The sequence below is a fragment of the Sphingobacteriales bacterium genome (genome assembly GCA_012517435.1).
GTDB lineage: Bacteria > Bacteroidota > Bacteroidia > CAILMK01 > JAAYUY01 > JAAYUY01.
This window is the reverse complement of sequence record JAAYUY010000108.1, coordinates 1-5,319: the sequence shown is the minus strand read 5'-3', so window position 1 is coordinate 5,319 and position 5,319 is coordinate 1. Positions and strand designations below refer to the sequence as shown.

Annotated in this window: 7 protein-coding genes; all 7 read left to right on the top strand. The window is 41.0% G+C overall.

The window, feature by feature from the left end:
* The coding region (locus tag GX437_06455) for a gliding motility-associated C-terminal domain-containing protein (protein NLJ07291.1) at nt 1-136 on the top strand (136 nt) is incomplete at its 5' end.
* Between the two features lie 473 nt (nt 137-609).
* A complete protein-coding gene (locus GX437_06450) occupies nt 610-1,047 on the top strand; it encodes an Rrf2 family transcriptional regulator (GenBank protein ID NLJ07290.1) in 438 nt (145 codons plus the stop codon).
* A gap of 81 nt (nt 1,048-1,128) precedes the next feature.
* The gene (locus GX437_06445; protein ID NLJ07289.1) at nt 1,129-2,094 is read left to right on the top strand and encodes a phosphate ABC transporter substrate-binding protein; all 966 of its coding nucleotides are present in this window, start codon (nt 1,129-1,131) and stop codon (nt 2,092-2,094) included.
* A 55-nt stretch (nt 2,095-2,149) separates the two neighbouring features.
* Nucleotides 2,150-2,995: a phosphate ABC transporter permease subunit PstC gene (gene pstC / locus GX437_06440; protein ID NLJ07288.1), complete on the top strand. Its 846-nt coding sequence runs from the start codon at nt 2,150-2,152 to the stop codon at nt 2,993-2,995.
* Entirely contained in the window at nt 2,992-3,846 is an 855-nt protein-coding gene (locus GX437_06435; GenBank protein ID NLJ07287.1) for an ABC transporter permease subunit, read from the top strand. The genes pstC and GX437_06435 overlap by 4 nt, the downstream gene beginning before the upstream one ends.
* Nucleotides 3,847-3,851: 5 nt before the next feature.
* Complete coding sequence (locus tag GX437_06430; GenBank protein ID NLJ07286.1) at nt 3,852-4,604, top strand: phosphate ABC transporter ATP-binding protein; 753 nt, start codon at nt 3,852-3,854, stop codon at nt 4,602-4,604.
* A 7-nt stretch (nt 4,605-4,611) separates the two neighbouring features.
* On the top strand, nt 4,612-5,319 hold a 708-nt coding region (locus tag GX437_06425), incomplete at its 3' end, for an alginate export family protein (GenBank protein ID NLJ07285.1).

Genomic DNA, 5,319 nt, shown 5'->3' with positions numbered 1-5,319 from the left:
CGACCCTGAAACCGGCTGGGACGGCACATTTAAAGGGAAACCTTGTCCGGTCGGCAACTATTACTACCAGATCAATGCAGAAGGAACGCAAGGCCAACGCAGGCTGGTAAGCGGGACGGTGTTGCTGATGAGATAAGTTTCTGTAAGTAGGCAGTAGGCAGGAAAAAACGCGGAAAGCGAAACAGGAAAGGCGGAAAGTTTAAGTAGGCAGCAGGCAGTCTGTAGTAGGCACGGACATCTAACTCACCCCCGGCCCCTCTCTTTCGAAAAGAGAGGGGAGCTGATGGCGTTTCGGGATTTTATGATTGTCTCATAAAACAGAAATCAATACCCGCTCGAGTCCTGTAGGGAGGATATTTTGGTAACAGTTCTAACTCACCCCCGGCCCCTTTCTTTCGAAAAGAGAGGGGAGCTGATGGCGTTTCGGGATTTTATGATTGTTTCATAAAATAAAAAATCAACATCCGCTCGAGTACCGTAGGGAGGATATTTTGGTAACATTCAATCAGTTGTAAGCTGTGATGTTAAGGCGTTAAATAATGATCCATAAGAATAATTTTCCAATGTCGCAGAAAATAGTGATTTTTGAAAGCTGATTTTATTGCTGAAATGTTATCAAAAAAGGCTCAATATGCGATTTATGCACTAACACATCTGGCAAGATGTTATAATCAGGGGCCTGTATTGATCAATGATATCTCAAAAGCAGAAAAAATTCCAAAAAAATTTCTTGAGCTGATTTTGCTCGAATTAAAGAAAAACGGATTTGTCAGCAGTAAAATGGGAAAGGGTGGGGGATATTACCTCATCAACTCACCTGAAAACATCAATCTGGCCGATATTGTCCGTTTGTTTGACGGTGCGATCGCTTTGCTGCCTTGTGCTACTTTTAGATATTATGAACCGTGTAAGCATTGCAAAGATGAAGCTCAGTGTGCCATCAGGTTTTATATCAAGCAGGTAAGGGATGAAACTGTTAATTTATTGAAAAACATCACATTAGATAAAATTTTAAATAAGGAAAAAGAACTTTTTAAAGAAAATTGAAAAATTTTTTCAATATTAGTCTATAAAATCGATAGAACTAATATACATTTGTTTTTCGAAAAAAACTCAAAAGATTGAAAAATGAAAAAGATTATTTGTAATGGTTCAGTATTGCTGGTGTTGGCTTCAATACTGATGATGTCTTCCTGCCATAAAAAGCAGGAAAAAGAGACAGATACTTTAAAAGGTACAATCACAATTTCCGGGGCATTTGCCTTGTATCCGATGACAGTAGCATGGGCAGAAGAATTCATGAAGCTGCATCCACAGGTAAAAATCAATATCAGTGCTGGTGGTGCAGGCAAAGGAATGGCAGATGCGCTGACCGGTCTGGTAGATATCGGAATGTTTTCGCGGGAAGTTAAGCCTGAGGAAGAGGCAAAAGGAGCTTACTGGATAGCTGTAACCCGCGATGCAGTGTTGCCAACCATCAATGCCAAAAATCCTGTTTTGGGTGATTTGATGAAAAAAGGGCTCAAAAAGGTAGATTTTGAAAAGATTTTTCTGACCAATGAAGTCCTTACCTGGGGAGAAGTCACCAGGACCGAAAACAAGGATAAGATTGTGGTTTTTACCAGATCAGATGCTTGCGGAGCTGCTGAAATGTGGGGAAAATATCTTGGTAAAGATCAGGAAAGTCTAAAAGGAACAGGTGTTTACGGTGACCCCGGAATTGCAGATGCAGTTAAAAACAACATCAACTCAATTGGATACAACAATGTGGTGTATGTATTTGATATGCAATCGAGAAAAAAGAATGCCGGTATAGAAGTCGTTCCCATTGATCTCAATGAAGACGGAAAGATTGACAGCACCGAATATTTTTACAATACTCTTGACGACATTATGAATGCCATCAAATCTGGGGTGTATCCCAGTCCGCCTGCACGTGATTTATTTTTTGTTTTCAACGGTAAGCCTCAGAATCAATTGGTTATTGAGTTTGTCAAATGGGTTCTGACAGAGGGTCAGAAAATGGTTGAAAAAGCAGGTTATGTTGCTTTATCTGAAGAAAAAATAAATGCCAGCCTGAAAAAGCTTGAATAAAGAATTAAACATGAAATTATCCCGAAAACTCAGGTCGGAGTCTTCTTCATTTTTGATGAATTTCAGCCTTGTTTTTGTTTTTGTAATTCCGCTTATACTGATTGCAGGATTAAGTTGGAAATCAGCTGCAGTGCTGTCTCATTCTTCCTTAAGTGATTTACTGTTTTCATCAGAATGGAGCCCGATGAAGGGAAAATTTGGTTTTTTTCCTTTCATCATCAGTTCCTTATGGCTGACCATTATTTCGATAATCATAGCCGTACCGGTCTGTCTTTTTTCTGCCATTCATCTGACACAATATGCTCCTGCAAAGGTTTTGAAAATAATGCATCCGGTAATTGATATTCTTGCCGGTATTCCCAGTGTGGTCTATGGAGCATGGGGGGTTCTGGTGATCGTTCCTTTTATCAGAGATCATGTGTCAGGGTTTTTGGGATATGAAAGCAGCGGATATAGCCTGATTTCAGCAGCTATCGTACTTGCGGTGATGATCATTCCATTTATCCTGAATCTGATGATAGAAGTTATACGCATCGTCCCATCCGAGCTGCTTGAATCAGCCCTTTCGCTGGGTGCAGCAAAATGGCAGGCCATCAGAAAGGTCATTTTGAAAAAGGCATTACCGGGGCTTGTTTCTGCTGTGGGACTGGGCATTTCCAGGGCGTTTGGAGAAACCATGGCCGTTCTGATGGTTGCTGGTAATATGGTTAAAATACCTGAACACCTTTTCGATGCTTCTTATCCCTTACCCGCTCTCATTGCCAACAATTACGGTGAAATGCTTACCATTCCGATGTATGATTCGGCACTCATGTTTGCTGCCCTGATTTTATTGACAGTAGTGCTGATATTTAATCTTTTGTCGCGACAGCTGATTACAAAATTTGAAAATTACCGATGAAAAAACACAAACTTGAAGAATGGATATTCAGGCTGATCATGTTTTTCAGCACTGTTTTAATTGTGGCTGTTTTACTTCTCATTCTCTTATCAATTACCATGAAAGCATGGCCGGCCCTGAGCTGGGAAATGATTTCCCAGGTGCCGCATGGAGGATATTATTTTGGCAAGGAAGGCGGGATTCTGAACGCCATCGTTGGGAGCCTGATTCTCGCTTTTTCGTCAACATTTCTTGCCCTGCTGACAGGCCTGCCTGTTGCCCTTGTTTTAAATACAAGTCTGATAAAAAGAAAAAGATGGGTGTATTTCATCAGATACCTGCTCGACCTGCTGTGGGGGGTGCCTTCCATCGTTTACGGAGCATTGGGTTTTTCCATCATGATTTATTTCGGACTGAAAACATCACTACTTGCCGGAATTATCACGGTAAGCATTTTTATTTTACCCATCATGATCCGGGCAATGGATGAAGTCATCAAGGAAGTGCCGCTTCCGCTTCACGAAGCAAGCTACTCACTGGGAGCGACTACAGGAGAGACAGCCTTTTTAGTCATTATCAGGCAGTGTTTCCCAGGCATTGCCACTGCTGTATTACTTTCTTTTGGCCGGGCCATTGGCGATGCAGCCTCGGTATTGTTTACCTGCGGATTTACTGACTTTATTCCTGATTCTTTGAATGAGCCGGCTGCTACCCTTCCACTGGCTATTTTTTTCCAGTTAGGCTCCCCTCTGCCCGAAGTTCAGGCAAGGGCTTATGCTTCGGCTTTTATTTTAACTATTATTGTGTTGGTTATCAGTATTTTGTCGAGGATAATCAGTGGGAAACTAAACAAAAATAAAATTAACTTTTAGAGAAAATGGAGAAAATCTGCGTTCAGGATTTTAGCTTAAGTATTGGGAAACAGAATATTCTGAAGAATATCAATGTTGAAATTCCGGAGAGGAAAATCACTGTTATTCTGGGGCCTTCAGGCTGCGGAAAGACCACCTTGCTGAAATGTTTCAACCGTTTGATCGACCTGGTTCCGGATGTTAAAATGAAAGGGAATATTTATTTAAACGGAAGGAATATCTTTGACCGGACATGGGAATTGACCGAACTTAGAAAGAACATGGGTTTACTTGCACAGAGGCCATATCCTTTGCCAATGAGTATCTATGGCAATATTGCTTTTGGATTGAAAATCAATGGGAGGGGGAACCGTAAAATACTTTCTCAAAGGGTCAGGCATTATCTTGAACAGGCAAGTTTGTGGGAAGAAGTAAAAGACAGGTTGTACGAGCCAGCCAGCCGTTTGTCGATCGGACAGCAGCAGCGTTTGTGTCTGGCAAGGGGTTTGGCTGTTGATCCTGAGATAATTCTGGCGGATGAACCTACCTCAGCGCTCGATCCCATTTCCAGTCAGGCTATTGAAGAAAAATTTGTCGAACTGAAAGACAGATATACAGTTGTCATTGTTACCCATATTTTACGACAGGCTAAGCGTATTGCTGATCATGTGGTGTTTATGTACATGGGAGAAGTGATTGAACAGGGCAATACTGATGATTTTTTTAATCGTCCGAAAAATGATATTACCAGATCATATTTGAAAGGAGCTTTTAATTAGAAGACACATGAAAAAAAGATTATTTTTATTTGCATTTGCTGCACTGAGTTTTAACGCATTTTCTCAGTTAAAGATTATCAGTGAATTGCGTTTTAGAACTGAATACAGATTTGGCTATAAAACTTTGCCTCAGGAAAGCAGTTTACCGGCTTTTTTTGTTACACAAAGGAGCAGGGTAGGGATGATGTACGATCAGGAAAAATACAGCCTTGGGCTGATTGTGCAGGATTCCCGGGTCTGGGGTGACGAAAGTACTTATAATGCAACATCGGTAAGTGGAGACCCTGCCAGTGTTGACCTGAAAGAAGCATGGCTGAAAGTCAGGCCTTCTCCCTTCTTTACAGTTCAGATTGGGAGGCAGGAATGGGTTTATGATGATGAAAGACTATTGTCGAGGCGTGACTGGGGAAACATGGGTATGCAATACGATGGTTTGCTACTGAAATATAAAAAATCTGATATTCAGGCAGATGCAGGATTTTCATGGAACAACAGAGACGAAAATGTTTTTGGTGAAGATTACCGTTATTTTCAAACCCTCTATTATTTTGATACCCTGACTCAAAGCATTAAATCTATCCAGAAAGAAAGCCTTTCTAAAATAAAATCACTTAATTTTATTTATCTCAAGAAAACTTTGGGTGAAAAATTTCATCTGTCCTTTCTGGAACTTGCCAGTCTCCGACAGCAGCCCGGAACTCCGGATGTTTTTCAT

Excerpts from the sequence above, each read along its gene's own strand:
- GX437_06450 (NLJ07290.1), top strand. The coding sequence starts at position 610 with ATGTTATCAAAAAAGGCTCAATATGCGATTTATGCACTAACACATCTG.
- GX437_06445 (NLJ07289.1), top strand. The coding sequence starts at position 1,129 with ATGAAAAAGATTATTTGTAATGGTTCAGTATTGCTGGTGTTGGCTTCA.
- pstC (NLJ07288.1), top strand. The coding sequence starts at position 2,150 with ATGAATTTCAGCCTTGTTTTTGTTTTTGTAATTCCGCTTATACTGATT.
- GX437_06435 (NLJ07287.1), top strand. The coding sequence starts at position 2,992 with ATGAAAAAACACAAACTTGAAGAATGGATATTCAGGCTGATCATGTTT.
- GX437_06430 (NLJ07286.1), top strand. The coding sequence starts at position 3,852 with ATGGAGAAAATCTGCGTTCAGGATTTTAGCTTAAGTATTGGGAAACAG.